The organism is Microcoleus sp. PH2017_34_RAT_O_A, assembly GCF_020737885.1.
In the GTDB taxonomy this organism is placed as follows: domain Bacteria; phylum Cyanobacteriota; class Cyanobacteriia; order Cyanobacteriales; family Microcoleaceae; genus Microcoleus.
In genome coordinates, this window is the sequence record NZ_JAEQDD010000030.1 from 1 (window position 1) to 19,792 (window position 19,792).

14 protein-coding genes are annotated in these 19,792 nt (G+C 44.1%); 5 read left to right on the forward strand and 9 right to left on the reverse strand.

Annotation, left to right across the window (positions count from 1 at the left end; all coding sequences use genetic code 11):
• Nucleotides 1-287: 287 nt before the first annotated feature.
• Entirely contained in the window at nt 288-866 is a 579-nt protein-coding gene (locus tag JGK11_RS12320) for a TetR/AcrR family transcriptional regulator (protein ID WP_293187024.1), read from the reverse strand.
• Nucleotides 867-1,044: 178 nt separating this feature from the next.
• On the opposite strand from JGK11_RS12320, the gene JGK11_RS12325 reads away from it, so the two are divergent.
• Entirely contained in the window at nt 1,045-1,635 is a 591-nt protein-coding gene (locus JGK11_RS12325) for a carboxymuconolactone decarboxylase family protein (RefSeq protein WP_293187025.1), read from the forward strand.
• Nucleotides 1,636-1,761: 126 nt separating this feature from the next.
• Here JGK11_RS12325 and JGK11_RS12330 read toward each other — a convergent pair whose 3' ends face one another.
• From JGK11_RS12330 to JGK11_RS12340, 3 genes are all read right to left on the reverse strand, one after another.
• Nucleotides 1,762-2,025, reverse strand: a complete 264-nt coding sequence (locus tag JGK11_RS12330) for a winged helix-turn-helix transcriptional regulator (protein ID WP_293187032.1) — start codon at nt 2,023-2,025, stop codon at nt 1,762-1,764.
• Nucleotides 2,026-2,090: 65 nt separating this feature from the next.
• A complete protein-coding gene (locus tag JGK11_RS12335; protein WP_293187026.1) occupies nt 2,091-2,768 on the reverse strand; it encodes a response regulator transcription factor in 678 nt (225 codons plus the stop codon).
• A 59-nt stretch (nt 2,769-2,827) separates the two neighbouring features.
• Nucleotides 2,828-3,565 (reverse strand): L-histidine N(alpha)-methyltransferase, encoded by a 738-nt coding sequence (locus JGK11_RS12340; protein WP_293199288.1) that lies wholly within the window; start codon nt 3,563-3,565, stop codon nt 2,828-2,830.
• 312 nt (nt 3,566-3,877) lie between these two features.
• Here JGK11_RS12340 and JGK11_RS12345 point away from each other — a divergent pair, with 312 nt between their 5' ends.
• The gene (locus JGK11_RS12345; protein ID WP_293187028.1) at nt 3,878-4,345 is read left to right on the forward strand and encodes a MarR family transcriptional regulator; all 468 of its coding nucleotides are present in this window, start codon (nt 3,878-3,880) and stop codon (nt 4,343-4,345) included.
• A gap of 78 nt (nt 4,346-4,423) precedes the next feature.
• Entirely contained in the window at nt 4,424-5,014 is a 591-nt protein-coding gene (locus JGK11_RS12350; protein WP_293187029.1) for a hypothetical protein, read from the forward strand.
• Between the two features lie 160 nt (nt 5,015-5,174).
• Here JGK11_RS12350 and JGK11_RS12355 read toward each other — a convergent pair whose 3' ends face one another.
• The 4 genes from JGK11_RS12355 to JGK11_RS12370 form a co-directional block, all read right to left on the reverse strand.
• Nucleotides 5,175-5,378 carry a 4-oxalocrotonate tautomerase family protein gene (locus tag JGK11_RS12355; protein ID WP_293199291.1) on the reverse strand — a complete coding sequence of 68 codons (204 nt, stop codon included), beginning with the start codon at nt 5,376-5,378 and terminating at the stop codon, nt 5,175-5,177.
• 122 nt (nt 5,379-5,500) lie between these two features.
• Entirely contained in the window at nt 5,501-6,682 is a 1,182-nt protein-coding gene (locus JGK11_RS12360; RefSeq protein WP_325315433.1) for a hypothetical protein, read from the reverse strand.
• Between the two features lie 64 nt (nt 6,683-6,746).
• Nucleotides 6,747-7,547 (reverse strand): MobV family relaxase, encoded by an 801-nt coding sequence (gene mobV, locus JGK11_RS12365; RefSeq protein ID WP_293211855.1) that lies wholly within the window; start codon nt 7,545-7,547, stop codon nt 6,747-6,749.
• A gap of 1,138 nt (nt 7,548-8,685) precedes the next feature.
• A complete protein-coding gene (locus tag JGK11_RS12370) occupies nt 8,686-8,937 on the reverse strand; it encodes a hypothetical protein (RefSeq protein WP_293211857.1) in 252 nt (83 codons plus the stop codon).
• Nucleotides 8,938-9,094: 157 nt separating this feature from the next.
• Between JGK11_RS12370 and JGK11_RS12375 the strand changes: the two genes are divergently transcribed.
• Entirely contained in the window at nt 9,095-10,732 is a 1,638-nt protein-coding gene (locus JGK11_RS12375) for a PEP-CTERM sorting domain-containing protein (protein WP_293211859.1), read from the forward strand.
• A 46-nt stretch (nt 10,733-10,778) separates the two neighbouring features.
• Here JGK11_RS12375 and JGK11_RS12380 read toward each other — a convergent pair whose 3' ends face one another.
• The gene (locus tag JGK11_RS12380; protein WP_293182994.1) at nt 10,779-10,925 is read right to left on the reverse strand and encodes a hypothetical protein; all 147 of its coding nucleotides are present in this window, start codon (nt 10,923-10,925) and stop codon (nt 10,779-10,781) included.
• Between the two features lie 781 nt (nt 10,926-11,706).
• Between JGK11_RS12380 and JGK11_RS12385 the strand changes: the two genes are divergently transcribed.
• The gene (locus tag JGK11_RS12385; protein WP_293211861.1) at nt 11,707-19,449 is read left to right on the forward strand and encodes a S8 family serine peptidase; all 7,743 of its coding nucleotides are present in this window, start codon (nt 11,707-11,709) and stop codon (nt 19,447-19,449) included.
• Nucleotides 19,450-19,792 lie beyond the last annotated feature (343 nt).

The window sequence follows — 19,792 nt, forward strand, 5'->3', positions numbered from 1 at the left end:
ATTCCTGTAGTTTTAGGACTGTGGACTAAAATTACTAACGTAGATGTCTAACATTGACTACTTTTGGGTAGCTTTGTCCATGTTTTTACGAGCGGTTTCGCCTTCACTTTCAAAAGTGACACGGTTCATTACAGTTTTGAAGATGGGTTGAGTAGTCACGATCTTTGGCTCACTACTAGAAAAATTTCCATACCTCAATAGTAGAGAAAAGCCCCAGTAAGCTGAAGCCCGATTCTTGCGCTGTTTTGTTGAAATCTTGCTCTTTCGACAAGGTTGGAGGATCTCACCTACACCTTGAGAAACAATCCCCGAAAATTGTTCTTAACGAACTCTTGAATCATCATAGGCGTTGCTCTCATCCGCGCTAATGCGAAAACTCCGATCGTGGCACTAAACAACACATCGACTCCGGCTGAAATAGAAATTGGCGGCGGTAGTTGCCCATCTAGCCGAGCTAGTTCTAAATGTTTGTGAAAAAAGTCTTTGATAAAAATTACGTCTAGATCGATCGCTTGTTGAAGTTCGGGAGTGGGAATTTCGGCAGACATCAACAGATTCACCAAAAAGCAACCGCGCCCCATCCCTTTGGTAGACGCAATTTCGATCGCATTATGGAAATAATTGGCGATCGCGTTAACGCCACTTTTATCCGTCTCAAACGCCAGTTTAAACTTTTGCTCGTACCGCTCGAAAGCCGCATAAAATAACACTTCCTTCGAGCCAAAGGCATTAAATAAACTGCCCCGCTTGACTCCCAGCAGTTGCGCCAACTCATCCAAAGATGTCGCACTATAGCCATGCTCCCAGAAATAATCGCAGAGTTGTTCTATGACAGCATCGGTATCGAACGATCGAGGGCGCGGCATGGTTATCGGTAGTTAGCTAAAAATTATCGATGTTTATTCTTGACGGGTTCGACAAAAACCTGTATTCTTGTCTATATCGACAAAAACTATTGTTTCATCAGTATAGCCCATCCGCAAGGGTTTAAGCCTGAGCAATTGTCGATCGAGTAATTATGCAAACAAATCGCAGGAGACAACCATGCCCAGACTTGCACCCAAACCCATTGCCGAACTCGCCACATATGATGAAATGTTCGGGCAACTGGAGGAATTTTTCGGATTTCTGCCTAATGACTATCTGACGATGGGACATAAGCCTGCGGTGATGAAGGCAGTAGTCGAACTAACTGGCGCAGTGCTGCTGACAGCGGGAAAAACCTCGATGACGCTCAGATTGCTCGTGATGTATGTTTCATCCCGTGCGGCTGGTTGTATGTACTGTACGGCGCATTGTGCGGGGCTAGCTCTCAAATATGGGTTGTCGATGGACAAAGTTCAAAATATTCGCGATTACCAGACTCATCCCAGTTTCTCGGCTGCCGAACGCGCGGCGTTGACAGTTGCTGATAAGGCTAATAAAATGCCCAATGCAGTCACGGATGAGGATTTTGGAGAATTGGGTAAATACTTTGAGGATGAAGCGATCGCGGAGATTGTCAGTCTGATTGCGATGATGTCTTTTTACAATAAATGGAATGATACACTGGCAACAACTTTAGAAAAACCACCGCTGGATCTGGCGGCGAGTTCTTTGTCTTGGTGGAATGCTGGCAAACATATTGAGAGCTAGGAAGTCTGTTGCGTTGAAACGAAATAAAAGTCCAAATGTTTTAAATTTGAATTCGATCGAGGGTCGGCTGTTGGGTTACGTGTAGGGACAGCAGCCTAAAGGTTATCTGTTAGCATTCAGCAAAATCTAGACAGCCGTTTTTCCCTCCGTGCCATACCAACGCACAGCGAGTTTGTAGAGGTGGTCGAGTGTCCCAGACAACTCTTTTCCGCGTTCAGTCAAGCTGTAGGTAACTTGAGGTGGAATTGTAGATTCATGGTGACGATGAACTACTTCAATCGATTCCAGTAATCGCAATCTTTCGGTAAGCACCTTCGTTGAGATGCCATCAACTTTACGCCTCAGTTCACCAAAGCGTAATTCGCCGTTTGTGTCGAGAATCCACAAAATGTAGAGTGTCCATGGCTATCTGCTGCCGCTCAACTTTAACGTTATAATCGAAATCTTCATCGCTGCTATTGCTCCCGCAAAGCATACCCGACACCCCGCGCGGTATGAATCAATCTTGGCTCGTTGTTTTGCTCCAACTTCGTGCGGAGATAGCGAACGTAAACCTCGATAATATTTGAGTCGCCCAGAAAATCAAATCCCCAGACATTTTCGATAATTAACTCTCTAGTAAATACTTGGCGAGGATGACTCAATAGGTATTGTAATAACTCAAATTCTTTGGCAGTTAAATTGATCGATCTGCTACCGCGATGGACTTCGCGAGTCCGTCGATTTAAACTTAAATCTTCAAATTGCAACAGATCTTCGTCGGTTTTTTGGGTGCGTCGCAGATGAGAACGGATGCGCGCGAGTAGTTCTTCAATACTAAACGGTTTGACTACATAATCATCGGCTCCCGCATCCAAACCCGTCACGCGATCGCCGACTTCATCTTTAGCTGTCAGTAAAATTACGGGGATAGATATACCAGTCGATCGCAGTCGCCGACAGAGTTCCACGCCTGTAAGTCCTGGCAACATCCAATCCAAAATCGCTAGATCCGGTGCCGCCTCCCGCGCCAAACTCAGTCCCGCCATCCCATCGTGTGCCACACTGACGCGATAACCCTCACTATCTAATTCCAGTTCGATAAATCGGGCGAGTTTAATTTCATCTTCAACCAAGAGGATATGTGCTGTCATTTTGATTTTTGATTTTTCATTGTGGATTGATTTTTCGTTGGATAGCGATCGCTTGGAATTTAAGGATACTCCCCTACAGTACATTGACGTTGACATAGCAACAAGCCAAACCAATCTTGTGGATCTGTCCAAAATTGTAAAGGTTTAAAAGCATGAGCCGATAAATTATCTACTAATGTTGGTAAATGAAACTTGCGAGATATTTCGGTGTGAATCGTTTCTCCAGCCTCGAACTTAACTCGATAGTTTAGGTTTGCAAAAGCTATAGTTTGAGTTACCAAACTGCGGAGATGCATTTCAAGCTGATGTTGCTCCCGATTGTAGAATGCTAAATGCTCGAATCGATCGAGTGCAAAATCACCTCCAAAGCGATGATTGAGATGGCGGAGGATATTGAGGTTAAATTCAGCCGTCACACCTTGAGCATCATTATACGCAGCTTCAATCGTCTCGATCGATTTTTGTAAATCTACGCCTAAGAGGAAAAATTCTCCAGGCTGGAGTGCCTGTTGAATTTGGGTCAGGAAACTGCTACGCTCTCGATCGGTTAGATTCCCTAGCGTACTACCCAGGAAAATCACCATGCGGTTCCCCAGTTCTGCTGGTGGCAATTGAGCCAGAGCTTGCTCGTAAGTCCCCGCCAAGCCGCACAGTTTTAAGTTGGGGTAGCGTTCCAACAATGCTAGAGCCGTACTCTTGAGAATGCCAGCACTGACATCGATCGGATAATAGTGCAATCGATCCTGCGATGGTATTAAAATTAATCCACCGAAAACGGGGATGCTCGATCGATTCACTCCCGATCTGATTGACGTTCATCTGGTGAGGGGCTAGGGGATAAAGTTAGGTGATCGCGGAGCTAAATTTGCCTCGATAATAACTACGATCCCCGATCGATCTGAAACACTCCTGAAGAGAAAATGAGAATTTGTTGAGAAACGCGGCGATCGAAACCCAGCGCGATTTAGTCTGTAGAGACTCGATCGCACTCGAGCGACCTAAATTACCTTCGACAATTCCAACTCACGCTTGCGGTCGTTTATGTAATTGATTGTTATAGCATAATTAATACATTAACTATTTGGCTTAATCACCAATACCTCGATCGAATGCCTAGTTCATCGTCCAATGCTAATTTTCTCCAGCAATGGAAATATGCTCTCGCTCCTCACAACTTGGGGCATCAACTGAAACTGGCATCTCAACTGATGTACAGAGATTTTCTAGAGCGGCTCGAACCTTACGATCTGACTCCATTTCACTATCTAGTTCTGTGCTGTCTATGGGAAGAAGATGGGATTACTACAACAGGTATTGCTGACAGACTCAAACAGCTAGGCGCAACACTAACCGGAGTCGTCGATCGCATGGAAGAGCGCAACCTAGTTTACCGAGAACGAAACTCAGCAGATCGCCGTGTCGTCCGCATCTGGCTGACGGAAGAAGGCAAAAGACTCATGTATATTCTGCCACCGCTTGGTGCAGATACCGTTAAAAAGGCAACTGCAAATATTTCCGAAGCAGAGCAGGAAATCGTTCTCAAGCTCCTCGATCGAATCATTCAGAACTTTTCTTAGCGATCCCAGCCTGATGATGTTGACTTTTGGACAATTACTTAATATATTAACTATCAATATATTAAGCAATCGATCCGCATGACTAAAAGCATTGCTGTCTTGCGGTTGTGCTGTTCTCGATCGAAGTACCTTGGAGGAAAAATGCCAAAATTGAGTATCCGTCAGAGAAACTGGCTGCTATCAGCGCATATTGGTTTTGCTGCGCTCTGGACGGGAAGCGTCTTGAGTATGCTGCTACTGTCGCTTAGAAACACAACATCAGTTAATGCCGACGTACTGAATGCTCTAGATTCAGCAATTAATCTTCTAGATGACTGGATTGTCATTCCTTCAGCGATTGGTTCCGTCATCACAGCAACATTTCTGTGCTGGATGACAAATTATGGATTTATCAAGTTCTATTGGGTAATTACTAAGTGGATACTAACGACTGGTTTGGTTGTATTTGGCACATTCTGGCTATTTCCGTGGGGGAATACTGCTGAAAAATTGTCAGGGCAGGAGGGATTACAAGCCCTGAATAATTTGGTTTATAATTTCGATGCCAAAGGTGTATTAATTGGAACTTTCGTTCAAGTTATTTCTTTGGTTGTGATTATTGCGATCTCAGTTCTCAAACCTTGGGGAAGAAGACTAGATAAAGCGAAGAGTCAAGTCAGTGCAGATTAGTAGAGCAGTTACGGCAGCAGCGTCGGACTAGATGGTGGGTACTTTCCACCATCTAGGTTTGGGGTAATTAAACAGGTAAAATGTTTGACATAATTCGTCAACGAGGCTTATAAAATACCAACCCTACAAAACTATCTAATTTACTTCAGCATCACTCTTCTTATGAGTTTTGCTGCTGTTTCCAATCATCTGTCAGGAGTCCTGCAAATCCCCAATCTTCTTCTGCAATCTCCTGAATGACGATGTGTATATGTTCTGGATTTTTGCCAAGAATCCGAACGAGAGAATCAGTTACTTCTTTAACAAGTTGAGCTTTTTGTGTCCTTGTAGAACCTGTGGTAATCTGAATATTAATGTATGGCATATTAATTTTTGCTACACCCTAAACGTGGGGATTAACTTTGTACAATGTTAGGAAAAAACAAAGTAGGTTAGGCACCAATCGCAATCTATATTACTGGTAATTGAGTACCTTTATCATCCCACTTAAATAACGATCGATTCACTACCTGCTTCGATTTCCAGCACCGATTCCCCTACTCGATCTTCATCCCCATATTCCCCCAACTGTTGAATTAACTTCGCTACCAATCCCGTCCATCCCGTCTGGTGACTGGCTCCAATTCCCGCGCCATTATCGCCGTGGAAATATTCATAAAACAACACCAAATCGCGCCAATGCGGGTCGTTTTGAAACTTCTGGGTACCCCCATAAACTGGGCGTTGTCCCGCTGGGTTACGGAGGAAAATCTGGGTGAGTCGCTGGGATAGTTCGGTAGCGACTTCCCACAGAGTCAACATTTGCCCCGAACCTGTCGGACATTCAACTTTGAAATCATCGCCGAGATAGCGATGGAACTTTTGCAGCGATTCAATTAAAAGAAAGTTCACTGGAAACCAAACGGGGCCGCGCCAGTTGGAATTGCCACCAAATAAACCACTGGTAGACTCGGCTGGCTCGTAATCGACGCGAAACTCGGTACCGTTGGTATAGAAGCAATAGGGATGTTCGGCATGATAGCGAGAAACTGCCCGAATTCCGTAATCGCTGAAAAATTCTGATTCGTCGAGCATCTTTTGTAAAATGCGTTGGAGTTTGTCTTTAGAAACGATCGCCAGTAATCGGCGCGCGCCTTTACCTTTGGTTTCCATGCAAGCTACATTACGGCGTAAATCGTGCCGATTTTTGATGAACCATTCCAATCGCTTTTTGAAATTGGGTAATTGCTGTAATGTTTCTGGTTCTAATATTTCTACCGCAAATAGAGGAATTAAGCCGACTAGCGATCGCACTTTCATTTCAATTTGGCGATCGTCGGGAAAATGCAACACGTCGTAATAGAAGCCATCTTCCTCATTCCATAAGGAATCTTCCATTTCCCCAATGTGATTCATCGCATCGGCAATATAGAGATAATGTTCAAAAAATTTGGTAGCAATATCTTCATAAACTGGATTAGTTTTTGCCAATTCTAGCGCGATTTTTAACATATTCAAACAATACATCCCCATCCAACTAGTACCGTCAGATTGGTCGATATATCCGCCCGTCGGTAGTGGCGCACTGCGATCGAATACGCCGATATTATCTAAGCCCAAAAATCCGCCTTGAAAGACATTATTACCCTCGGCATCCTTGCGATTTACCCACCAGGTAAAATTGAGCATCAACTTTTGGAAAACGCGCTCTAGAAACTGGCGATCGGATTTCCCATATAGCTTCTGTTCGATCTTAATATTTTTGAGCGAGGATAGCTTTTTCTCGTTCGAGTTCTTGTTGTGTTACAGCCCTTTGCCGTTCTGCAAGCATCTGGTTGATGGCGTCGGAACCAGTCTGTAGCAAGGCAATTGACTTAGACCTGTAATTGGTGGCAGTTTCTTCTGGTTCTGGTTCGGGAAGCCATAAGTTTAAATCTAATACAGTTTCTTGGGAGTTGACAGCAGTGTAATACTGTCGGATTTTTTGATGCCGTGCCGGCGAGAATTTGATGCCACGTTCGATGCCCAAGTCGGCAACGGCTGCGGCATAGCTGTCTTGAAGTTTGCTCAAGCTACTTCTTGTTCCTCCAAACTCCGTACTCCTGTAGCTGAGTTTTCCCTCATTGTTGATAGGTACCCAGAGACAGTGGATGTGGGGAGTGGCTTCATCGAGGTGCAGGGCGGTTTGAAGAATGTTACTCCCTACGTGTTCTTCGAGCCAGTTAGTTGAAGCTTCTGTCCATAGAACCAGTTGCTTTTGCTGCCAGTACCCATAGTCTTCCGGGCAAGAGGGTCTGAAGTAGCTGGGGGAAGCCCCCAGGAGGATGTCTGCGGCAATGACTTCATCTTTTCGGACTTTTTGAGAGCCAATTTTTGCCCGTGCTAGTTTTACGACTTCTTCAGGCGAAGTCTGGCCTTGCAAGATTTCAACAGTCCTGTTTGGGTCAGCATTGGGTACGGCTTTGGTTCGGCTATTATGTCTGGCCGCTGTTCTCAAACATTCGATCGATTTAAGTTTTCCAACTCTCAAAATGGCTTGTGGTGTACGAAACATGGCGGTGTCCTCGCCTTCCAAGTTTTGCTCGCTTTCTTATGCTTTTGACTTATGCTTTTGAGACTCTGTGGTTAAATAATTGCCAAGAAGTCGATCGTAACTTGGGCTAATTTCTGTGTCACTAAATCTATCCAAGTCGGGTCATTTTGTGGATGGGGGCGAGTTCACGGGAGAAGTCCCTTAAAGTCGATCGTAACGGGCATCACTGGTATAGCCCTTTTCTGTTCGATGAGGTACCCTTGGGGATTGGGCATAGGGCATCCATAGATCGGTTTGTACCCCGCGCGTGGCTTGAGAACCGCTATACTCCTAACTCATAGCAGCAAAAATAACTGCACTATCCAACAGCAAGCTGAACAATTGCATCAGTTATGATCTGCAAATTAGGCTTTTTGAGATAGGTTTTTCGATTCTGCGCTTTTGTCAAAAAAACAGGTATTTCGATACCCCCAAGTATTCGGTGACTGAAATGGTAAAAAACGGCGCAATGCGGAGTAAGTAAAGACGCGCAATATTTGCTTCCATGCCCCCCTGTAGTATTTGCCTGAATCTCGGTTTTTGGCAATGCCTACCTGCTATTCTATGCAATTTTTGATGGTCTGAAAACACCTGTATTCCTTGTGCTATATGAATATTTGGGTGTGTGGATTAAAATGGATCTAAGTGTAACGTTCATAGACAAAAGTACAACGTTCGCGGACAAAAATGAGATGAAAGTGTACGAAAATAGATGAACTGCGAACGAGTGTTGTAACGTCAAGTTTAGTGTAGTTTTAGTATTGGTAAATCTAGTTTGGTAGCAGTTTGGTAGTGTTCGATCGTAGTAAACCCGAATTTGGTTGCTGCTACGAATCGGTATCATTAAGCACATTTTCTTTTTAATATTGTGCAAATTGTCGATCGAAAAACCGTAGTTTCTTGTGGTACCCAGTGATTCCATTATTTTGAAGCAAGCAGCTTTTCAAGTTCGCTAGCGGCTAAACGTTGCTCTCTCACCCGACTAACTCAAATAGCGTCAGTCAAGCTGAGTAAGGCATAAAGTTTTGGATCGTTCTTGGCAGCTTGGGGGACTGAACGGTACAGAGGCGCGATCGCCTGTCCTCTCACGATACCCTCAGGGTCGGGCCAGATATAAACCTCAGATGGTGAGACAAACCAGCTTGCTTTGCAAAGGTTCAGCAGAATGTGCTGTTGGCAGTCCCCGCGAGAGGGAACCTGGTTGGGCGTAGAATACGTAGCGCAGCCCGTGAACTAGGAATTCCAACACCGCTTGCTTCAAAATTTTTCGCCCTTGAGCCATACCCGCAATGTCTAGAAATGTAATTGAATAATAATGACGATCGAATAATCGCTGTCGGTGGGAGAGTTCGCCGTTGGTGGACTCTCCCACCGACAGCGATTATCATTCTGGAACCTAGTATTGTCGTAGAAAACTCGGTTTCTGGACGGCGAGGCGTAAGTTTTAGTAAATTTTTGTAACAAATTGTCGCGTCAGCGCATAAAATCTCGATCGACACCCTGATAGATATACAGGGAACTCGTTTTCTATGCAAACAAGCAATGCCAACCCAACCATCGACTCTGAGGTGCAAGTGAAAAAATTAAAAAAAATGTTTGAACAAACTTCCTCTTGCGGGTTTGTTCAAAGTTGTCTGTCGCTGACTGCTTTTACTTTATTGGGATTTACCGCAGTTGAACCAGTCAGCGCCGCCAGTATCCATACAGGTTTTGCCTCCTATGCCATTACAGACCTCGGCCCCGGCAACACTTACAGTATCAACAATCTCGGACAAGTGGTAATGGGTAAAAATGGTGTGGGTTGGATTTGGGAAAACGGTCAATTGACTGAAGTTACCGACAGCACTTGGGCTTACCAAATCAACACTTCCGGTCAAGTTGTGGGCCGCTATCTCAGCGAAAATTGGACGGATAATGCCTATTTGTGGGAAAACGGTCAAAGGACAGACCTCGGTTATTTTGGCGGCATTAGTAGTAGCGCTAGTGACATCAATGATGCTGGGCAAATAGTTGGTAAGTTTAACATTGCCCAAGATAAATTTAACCCCTTTTTATGGCAAAACGGTACAATGACCGATCTCGGTACTCTTGGTTTCAATGGTGGGGCTATGAGTATCAATAACAAAGGGCAAGTAGTTGGTTATTCCGGTCTTGTTTTCGGGATAACTCATGCTTTCCTGTGGGAAAACGGCAGGATGAGGGACTTGGGAACTCTGGACGGACACAACGACAGTATTGCTTACGATATCAACGATTTGGGACAGGCGATCGGCCATTCAGCAGATAAGAACACTCAGCAAAGTAAACCTGTTATCTGGTCAAACGGTAAACTTACAGAACTCAAAACTCTCGGTGGCAATGTCAATTACGGGGTTGCAATTAATAATAAAGGACAAGCAGTCGGTTTTGGTAACACAAGTGTCAATGGCAGCCTCAGTCACGGTTTAATCTGGGAAGACGGGGAAATGGCTAACCTTAACAGTTTGATTCCTGCTGATTCTGGGTGGTTTTTACAGCAAATCAGCGGCATTAACGATCGCGGTCAAATTGTCGGTCAAGGGATTAACAGCAAGACTGGTGCAAATCATGCTTTTCTGCTCGATCCCATCAGCGGTAGTTCTCAGCGCAATCCTGTATTACCCGATCGTTTTGAGGATGGTTGGCATATTTTTAATAATGTAGCAAATCGCCTGTGGTTTGACCCGCCAACCTCGGCGGGTTTTGCGTTCAAAATCGGCGAGGATATTGTTGGGTCAAGTCCGATCGCATTTAATCCCAAGCCAACCGAACCATCGCTATTTACGAAAATTCTCAGTTTGCCCAGCGGTATTGATGCTGACGAACTTTTTTCTATCGCAGTTGGCGGTCAAGAAATCGGTAAATTCAAGCCTAATGAAATAGTGGATTTTGTGGCTTTGCTCGGTTACGGCGTATCGGAGTTTAGCGTACTCGGTATCGATGCACCAATCGAGCCGACTAACCCTCTAGCATTCCCAATAAAATTAGAATCAAATCGGGATAAGTTCTCGTTTAAAATGCGGGCGATCGATGGTGCTGAACCTGTTCCCGAACCTTCAGAAATTGGAGGGATAGTAACTGCGGCTGCAATTTTCGGCGGCTTGTTATGGAAACGCAAACGCAGCGATCGAAAAGTGCAAGTCAAGTAATCTTTTGCGGGGGCGATCGATTATATTTAATTAAGCTGTTTTACATTTAAATCGATCGGGCTATCTCGGCAAGGCTTGCGGTTTCAGCACTCAAAAATCCCAGTTTAAATGCGAAACAGCTTAGGGTTTGCTGAATAATCGATCGCCCGCAAAGAACAAGTGCGATTTCTGGTATCCCCTTGACAACTGCCATACAGGCTTAACTTATTACCCATGGGTAGAGGCTGTGGGTACGGTGGCAGTTGCGGTTTGGCAAGGTTGAGGGTGCGCCACAACAACGAAACTTCGCCGTGTGGGGGGCGGTTCGGCAAGGTTGAGGGCGCGCCACAACAACGAAACTTCGCCGTGTGGGGGTAAGTTCCGGTTCGAGAATGTTTTGGCGAGATCCCTTGCTGACCCCACTTCTCCCGGCTCCATTCTCCAATTTATAAAGTTTTATGAAGATTAGGCAGCGTTCTGCATAAAACTAACGCCTGCTTCCAGATAGATAAGTAACGGCCGATTTTTGAGGGTGACGGGAACTCTACCTTTAACCCTCGCTGGCTGTGGGACTCGTGCATCAACAACAGAAACTGGGTTTTTTGCCCTGCGTGCGATCGCTAGAAATTGCCAGGATTGTTTTATAAAATGCCACTAAAAATTCTGTCTTACCAGTTGACAAATTGCAAATTACCAGCGTTCGATCGAACTTATACAAAACAGGAGTAAAAACTCAAATGGTTTGTCAAATCTTCATAAAGCCTTCATCAAGTCTTTATCAAAATATCGATTGACAGGAGAGAAAAAATGCCTAATAATATAGTTCGTCAAAAATATTTTCATGATTCATCCATTAAAGCCTCATATTATCATTCTGAGTGAGGCAAAGCATCTTAAACGACAGTTTAAGTATTAAAAATTCGCCATACCTGTATTTATTTCCGGGTCGTTGTTTTTTGATAAACCTAAGTTGATTAAGGAAAGGGGTGTATAAAATGTCCAATATTCAAATCGGTAGCCTCAACGATAACTATTTCTCGATCGGTTCTACGGATAACACCGATCCTAAAGATAGCTATTTTTTCAGTCTTCCCAGGATGGGTAGCGCCCGCATCTCCGCGATCGGTGTTAGTGGCGATATCAATATGGAACTGCGCGACAAAGAAGGGAAGGTAATCAAAAGTATTTCAACTAGCGACGTAAAAGCTGGAATTATTAACATCGATAATTTAGGGGCGGCGGATTATATTTTAAATATTTCTCCTGTTTCCGGCTACACAAATTATCAAGTCAGTTTAACTGCCGATGGTAGAATCGATCCGTTAAGCGGTTTGGGGGTTGATGCGGGATTTTTTGTCTCGCAAAAAAGTGAAGTAGGCTTCGATTTTCTCAACGATGGCGGCAGATATCAAGGGGAAATAGCTATTTTTAGTCTCGATGGTATGGAGCGATTTGCTTCAGATTATAAGGAATTTATGAAGGAAGCTGCCAGACGATCGCTGAGTAATTCTGTATTGGGTCATATCACGATTTCTGAATCCGTAGAGGGGGGAAATCCTCTATTTCGGGGCACTTTGGGAGAAGAAAATTATAATAATGAGCCGTATAAGGGCGTGAAGACATTCGCCACAATTCCCGGAAAGGCTTATGCTGTAATGTTGGTGCCAAATGGTAAGGTGCAAGAGATTTTTGACAATCCGGATCTTGGTGGAGATAAGCGCCCGCTGTTTTCGTTATCTAGTCTCAACCCAAATGATGCTTGGTTGTACGGTCAAATAGCGGACGTTGATGGTGGTGGCTTGGTATTTTCCCTAGAGGATCAGCGGGTTGATACGGGTTCGGATGGCGATTATCAGGATGTTATTTTTAAGTTGACAGGTGCGATCGGCAAAGCGGTATCGTTGAAAGAAGTAATTAATCCTGCTAAGGATTGGACTACTTCTGAGGGCGGGAAGAAATTTATCGATTTTCTCAAATCTAATCCCACAATAAATACGCCGCCGAAAAACTTACAGTTCGATTTAAAAGCCATTTATAAAATTGGTGAAACGATTGAGTTAACAAGTGGAAAAGTGGTCGATGGTAATGGGGCGATCGACCTAGACAGAATAAAATTATCATTGCGAAAAGCAGGCGATGAGTGGACTAATTTAGCAGATGCAACGAATTTTACAGCCGGCAGTCAGGGGTTGGCAACTTTTAGTTATTCTTTACCTGCTTTAGGGGCGGGGAATTATGAATTAAGGGCGATCGCCTATGACAAAGCAGGCGCTACCAGCGAGACGGTACTCAAAAGCTTTAGTGTCAAAGAAGCTACAGTTACGCCAACTCCGACACCGCCAACTCCGACACCTACGCCGCCAACTCCGACACCGCCAACAAATACAGCTCCTAAAAACTTGCAATTTGATGTTTTACCTGCTTACAAAGTGGGAGAACAAATCAGCTTTACAGGCGGTAAAGTTTACGACGCCGACGGTGTTGATAACCTGGAAAAAGTAGAGTTTTCTAGAAAGAAGGAAGGCGGAGAATGGATGAAGGTTATTAATGCTGAAAATTTCATCGCTGACAGTCAAGGCTGGGGAACTTTTAGCTATTATTTGTCGGATTTAAGTGCAGGGGAGTATGAGGTAAAGGCGATCGCCTATGACAAAGCAGGCGCTACCAGCGAGACGGTACTCAAAAGCTTTAGTGTCAAAGAAGCTACGGTTACGCCAACTCCGACACCGACACCGCCAACCCCGACACCTACGCCGCCAACTCCGACACCGCCAACAAATACAGCTCCTAAAAACTTGCAATTTGATGTTTTACCTGCTTACACAGTGGGAGAAACAATCAGCTTTACAGGCGGTAAAGTTTACGACGCCGACGGTGTTGATAACCTGGAAAAAGTAGAATTTTCTAGAAAGAAGGAAGGCGGAGAATGGCTCAAGGTTATTAATGCTGAAAATTTCATCGCTGATAGTCAAGGCTGGGGAACTTTTAGCTATTATTTGTCGGATTTAAGTGCAGGTGAGTATGAGGTAAAGGCGATCGCCTATGACAAAGCAGGCGCTACCAGCGAGACGGTACTCAAAAGCTTTATTGTCAAAGAAGCTACGGTTACGCCAACTCCGACACCTACACCGCCAACTCCTACACCGCCAACTCCAACTCCGGTTAACCGATCGCCAGAAAACTTGCAATTTAGCCTGCCAAATATTGCTAAACCCAATGAGGCAATTCCGCTAACAAATGGCAAAATTTTTGATGCTAATGGAGCTGATAATTTAGCCAAAGTAGATTTTTGGTTGCAGAAAGATGGGGGAGAATGGACGGATATTAATGATGTTACTACTTTTACTCCCGATAGTTCCGACAATCGTTGGGCAACTTTTAATTACACGTTGAGTGGGTTATCGGCGGGTAGATATCGCTTGAGGGCGATCGGCTACGACAAATCTGGTGCAGCTAGCAATGAAACGAGCAGCACTTTATTAGTCAATAGTGCGCCGGGGGATTTACAATTTAGAACTTTACCTCTCTATACCAAGGGTGAAAAAATTAGCTTTAGTGGCGCTAAGGTTTTTGATACAGAAGGAGTCAGCGATATTGCTAAAGTCGATTTCTGGTTTCAAAAAGAAGGCGGTGAGAAAATTGAAATCGCTAATGATGTTACTGAATTTACCACTGACAGTGATGGGTTCGGCCGATTTAACTTTAGTGATAATTTGAGCAGTTTAGCACCGGGGCGCTATCAATTATCGGCGATCGCCTATGATAAAGCAGGTGGTGCTAGCCCGGTTGCGAGTCAAAAGTTTGCGCTGATTAGCGATCCGGGTGAAGATGGGTTGTCTGATGAAGTCAGATTGGCGATCGTTGGTGCTGCAAATATCGACAGTTATCCGCCAGAAGCTTTAGCAGAAACAAAGGAATGGGTTGTATGGCTGACACCCGGACAGTCTTCCCAAGAATTAGCAGCTAGAATTGGGGCGATCGATCGGGGAGATACCGGCCACATTCCCAACACTTTTATCTGGGAATTTCCACAGGGAAGAAATCCGAAAGAGGTGGAGGCTCAGCTAGCAACAATCGGAGGAGTAGAATATGCTTACCCGCAGGTTCCTGTCAAATTAAATTTGTTGTACGAGCCGAAGGAAACTTTATACAAAGACCAGTGGAATTTAAAAAACGCGAATCTCCCCGCAGCTTGGGATGTAATTAATCCTGCAACTTCTCAAACAGTGCGGGGAAGGGGTACGACTATTGCAATTGTGGATGATGGCTTGGAATACAAGCACCCAGATTTAGCAAGCCGGTACAACCCTAATTTGAGTTGGGATTTTACTGATAAAGATAGCGATCCATCGCCAACATCCACAAAGGGCTTTACAGCCAATCTTTCACAACCAAAAGTAAATGGTTGGAATAGTATTAACTTCTCTCTTCCTGTAAATTTGACAGGGATGGTAAAAGATATTCAGGCTACCTTCGATTTCAGTCAATCTCTACCACCTAATTTACCAAAAATTGAAGAGTTGCAAGTGTCTCTCTACAGTCCTGACAAATCTGCGTTCAGCCTTTTCTATCGACGCCCTATTTCTCCTGCAAGATGGTGGTGGCCCGGTCTGGACGATCTGAAGTTTTCGCAAAAAGTTCCGCTAAAATTGACTGGAAGTAGCTCTCAAAGTTTCAATCTAAATCAAGGTCAATTTTATGGGAGTTATGCGGGCGGGAATTGGCAATTAGAAATTAAGAATCCCAACCCCGATGAGTATGATGCAGACGAAATGCGCCAGCTTAGCCAAGAACTTTTGAAACGCTGGACATTACAAATTAACACTGCTAACCCTCACGGAACTGCGGTTGCAGGAATTGCAGCAGCCAGTGAAAACAGTAAAGGGATTATGGGTGTAGCTCCTGAATCGAAATTAGCAGGGCTGCGACTATTTGGTAATACAGAGCCACTAAATTACGAGGCTGACCCTTTAGGAAAACAGATTGCTGATGCTTTATTCGATCCTCAGACACAACCGGGACAATCTAATCGCAATCAGTCGATCGATATTTTTAATAACAGTTGGGGTCCTGAATACATGAGGCGGCAACCTTTAGCTCTGCAAGCCTTGCAAACAGGAGTTACCAAAGGTCGAAATGGGTTGGGAAATACCTATGTATTTGCGGGTGGGAATGAAGGGAACTTTAACGGGAATGTCAATTATAATAGTTTTGGTAGTTCCCGTAATGCGATAGCGGTAGGTGCAATCGATCGAGCAGGAAATCACACCACTTACAGTACACCCGGCTCGGCAATTTTCATTTCAGCATCCTCCGACAATAACGATCCTAATAACGCACAAGGGATTACCACAACAGATATTTTTGAAAATGGCTCTGGTGGCTATGATGACGATTTTGGAGGAACTTCTGGGGCCGCGCCTGTGATTTCTGGAGCGATCGCTTTGATGCTGGAAGCTAATCCTAAACTAACTGTGCGTGATGAGCAACATATTTTAGCCAAGACGGCTCAGAAAAATGACCTCAATGGCAAAGATAGCGAAGGGAAACCCAAATGGGAGCAGAATAAAGCAGGATTTTGGGTGAGTTACGAACAAGGCTTTGGTGCGATTGATGCCGCCGCTGCGGTTAAAGCTGCGGTTAATTGGACACCTGTAGGAAAGCAAGTTTTAGTGACTTCTGACTTGGAGAATGTGATGAAAGCGATTCCTGATGGTAGTGTAGCAGGAATAGAAGCTAAGACTACAATTACCAAGAATATTATTATCGAAACAGCAGAAGTAATTCTTGCTGCTGAGCATCCCGAGTGGCGTGACTTTACAGTGAAACTAATTTCATCAGATGGCACTGAATCAGTATTGGCAAATACCATGCCTGATATCCCAAAATCAAACACTAGCGATAGATTATCGCCAGATTCAAAAGAGTGGAAATTTATTTCAGTCCGACACTGGGGTGAGTTATCAAAAGGTGAATGGAAGTTGCAAGTTATTGATAAAAGTGGCAACGAATTGAAAGGTAATTGGAATAGTTGGAAGCTCAATCTTTACGGATTGGAACTAGACGAGTCACCCAATGTTGTTACCAATACCAAAGACAGCGGGCCAGGAAGTTTGCGAGAAGTTTTAAATTGGGCTAATAGCAATCCGGGCAAGGATACAGTTATATTCAAAGTTCCTCCTACAGATCCTGGTTACAACACCAGCAACAACGCTTTTACCATTCGGCCGCTATCGCCACTGCCGCGGATTACCGATTCAGTGATTATTGATGGAACCAGTCAGCCGGGATATTCAACTCGACCAGTAATAGAATTAGATGGCAGTAATGTACCAGTGGATGGTTTGTATATCACTGCTGGCAACAGTACGGTTAGAGGATTAACAATTAACCGTTTTGGTGTTGATGCTATCAGATTGCGTGATAATGGCGGCAACATCATTGAAGGAAATTTCATCGGTACTGATGTAACTGGTACTCAAGATTTAGGTAACGGCTATAGTGGCATATCAGTTTGGTCTTCTAATAATATTATTGGCGGTCAAACGGTTAAAGCCCGAAACGTCATTTCTGGTAACGATAGCCTTGGCATTTACATTGAGGGAGCAAATGCTAGCAATAACCTCATTCAAGGCAACTATATCGGTAGCGATCTCACGGGTACTCAAAAATTGGGAAATACAAATGGTGGTATTGTTATTTTGGGTGCCTCTAACAACACTATTGGTGGGACAGCAGTTGGGGTATCAAACTTGATATTCGGTAACGGTAAAAACGGTGTCTATCTTAGAGGTGATGGCTCAACTGGCAATGCTATTCTATCTAATTCTATTTCTGGGAGCGATCGCTTAGGAATCGATCTGGGAGATAATGGATTGACCGTGAATGATTTAGGAGATAGCGATACAGGTTTTAACAACTTCCAGAATTTTCCTGAGCTGACTTCTGCTATCTCTAGCAATGGGAATACGGCTATTAAAGGTAAGATAAATAGCACTCCCAATACTACATTCAGAGTAGAGTTTTTCTCTAACAAGGTTTTAGATGACTCTGGTTTAGGTGGTGGTGGCTATGGAGAAGGAGAGAAGTTCCTTGGATTCCAAAATGTAACGACTGATAGCAGTGGTAATGCGGCTGTCGCCATTAATTTACCGTTGGCTGTTCCCATCGGTCAATTTATTACTGCTACTGCTACTGACGCAAATAATAACACTTCGGAGTTTTCTCAAGGAATTGCGATCGCAGCTAATCCAGCATCCACAGAACTATTTACCGACATTAATGCTACTTTGGAAGGAGTTTTCTACAGTTCGGCAGCTTGGGGAGATTACGATAACGATAGCGATCTAGATATTTTGGTGACAGGCACAAACGGTCCGAATTCTGTAGCCAAAGTTTACCGAAACGATAGCGGCAACTTTACAGATGTTAATGCTGCTTTGAGTGGAGTTAAGAATAGTTCGATTGATTGGGGAGATTATGACAGAGATGGCGATCTCGATATTCTGCTAACAGGTTTGGATAATGCCTCAAACCCAGTCTCGAAAGTTTATCGGAACGATGGCGGTAATTTTACGGATGTCAGTGCTAACTTGCAAGGAGTTTGGAATAGTTCAGCAAATTGGGGAGATTACGATAATGATGGCGATCTCGATATACTTCTGACAGGTGGTGCCATTATTTCTGGTTCCTCGGTTAAGATTGCGAAGGTCTACCGTAATGACAGCGGTAGTTTTACAGATACAGCCGCAAATTTACAGGGAGTTTGGCAGGGTTCAACAGATTGGGGTGACTACGACAAAGATGGAGATCTCGATATTCTCATAACTGGTAATTCTGATGGTTCAGTTTCAGCAGATATCTCTAAGATTTATCGCAACGATAATGGCAGTTTCACAGATATAGGTGCGCCATTAACGGGCGTTTTTTCGGGTGATGCAGCTTGGGGAGACTATGACAATGACGGCGATCTAGATGTACTTTTGACTGGTTTAACGCCGAGCAATTCATCTCCGGTTGCTAAGATTTATCGCAATGATGCTGGCAGTTTCACGGAGATTCAAGCGGGCTTGCAGGGAGCTTATTATAGCTCTGTAGATTGGGGAGATTACGATAATGACGGGGACTTAGATATTCTTTTGACAGGTGCTTCGCCATCCAGAATCTCAAAACTCTACCGCAATGATGGCGGCAGGTTTACCGATATTAGTACCAACTTACAAGGAGTTTTTGGCAGTTCAGTAAGTTGGGGAGACTATGACAACGATCGCGACTTGGATCTGCTTTTAGCTGGCAATCGCTTGGGTTCTCCCTCTGCTAGTACCAAAGTTTACAGAAACAACCTTTTAACTGTAAATAGTGTTCCGGTAACACCTGCTGGACTGATCTCTTCAGTTAATGGCAATTCTGTCAGCCTAAACTGGAGTCCTGCTACTGATGCTGAAACACCGCAAGCAGGTTTGACTTATAACCTGCGAGTAGGAACAACTCCTGGAGATTCAGATATTATGTCTCCGATGGCTAATAGCAATGGAACCCGTAAAGTAGTTCAAATGGGCAATGTCAATCAAAACACAAATTGGACGATGAAAAATCTTAAACCAGGTACTTATTACTGGAGCGTACAAGCAATTGATACTGCTTTTGCAGGTTCGACATTTGCTACGGAAGGGAGGTTTACAGTTTTAGGTGTAGGTGCAATTGGAAATATAAGCACTACAGTTACACCTATTTCTTAATAATATCCGTAGTTAGATCTGTAGGTTGGGTTGAACGAAGAGAACCCTCCGCTAAACGCTCCGCCCAACATCAACTAGAAGAAGGTGTTGGGCGAAGCGGAGGGCTCATTCTTAAACCCAACCTACTTATGTGAGCGTAGTCGAAGGGTCGAAATGCCTACTTCGACTACGCTCAGTGACCAAAGCACCTTAGCGACTGCTATATCTTCGGCTCTTTGTGTTGTAAGATAACTAGGACTTGCATATAAATACTAAAAAAACCTAGTTTTTTATGAGTATTCAAGGTCGGGAGTGCCTTATTTTTGTAAAAAAAATCGGTTTCTGCCTCCAGGACTAATCATCT